This is a genomic window from Paraburkholderia piptadeniae (assembly GCF_900007165.1).
GTDB lineage: Bacteria > Pseudomonadota > Gammaproteobacteria > Burkholderiales > Burkholderiaceae > Paraburkholderia > Paraburkholderia piptadeniae.
This window is the reverse complement of sequence record NZ_CYGY02000247.1, coordinates 1-598: the sequence shown is the minus strand read 5'-3', so window position 1 is coordinate 598 and position 598 is coordinate 1. Positions and strand designations below refer to the sequence as shown.

At 60.4% G+C, this 598-nt stretch carries 2 protein-coding genes; one reads left to right on the top strand and one right to left on the bottom strand.

The window, feature by feature from the left end; all coding sequences use genetic code 11:
• The coding region (locus BN2476_RS46965; protein WP_160111902.1) for a hypothetical protein at positions 1 to 293 on the bottom strand (293 nt) is incomplete at its 3' end.
• 23 nt (positions 294 to 316) lie between these two features.
• On the opposite strand from BN2476_RS46965, the gene BN2476_RS45030 reads away from it, so the two are divergent.
• Positions 317 to 598 (top strand): DUF4148 domain-containing protein (locus BN2476_RS45030; protein ID WP_087740513.1); only part of this gene is annotated, 282 nt, incomplete at its 3' end.

Genomic DNA, 598 nt, shown 5'->3' with positions numbered 1-598 from the left:
GTCTCGTGGGCTCGGATGCAGCAGGCAATCCTGTCTAGAAGCCATTCACTCAAGCCGGCGCGACGAAGATCTACGCTGGCGAAGAAGCCGCGAACTTGTTTCGCGTTCGGCAGGGTGACGATCGAACCCGTGTGAGACACCCGGACGATATTTGCGACTGACCGCTGGAACAGGTAACGATCTTGTAATGAGTGGGTCAGCATCGGGACAGGTGCCGCTGCCCAGAATGGAGGTGACTCTTCGTCGACGCCGATGAAGAGGTTCGAGGCCTCGTTCATGGTGAATGTGGCCACCACGTTCTCAAAGGGGGACCATCATGAAAGCTCTGATCAAGGCCATACTGATTGCTTCTGCGCTGAGCGCGCCTACATTCGTGTTTGCCCAGACCACCAATGCGCCGGTGACCCGAGCCGAGGTGCAATCCGATCTCGTCCGGCTCGAACAGGCCGGTTATCGTCCAGGGACGAACAATTTGTACTATCCCGGCGACATTCACGCGGCTGAGGCGAAGGTCGCGGCGCAAAACCAAACGCCCGAGGGGACGTCGTTTGGCGGCGTGACGAGGGGCTCCTCGCAGGCCGGCGCGCCGCTCGCGTCG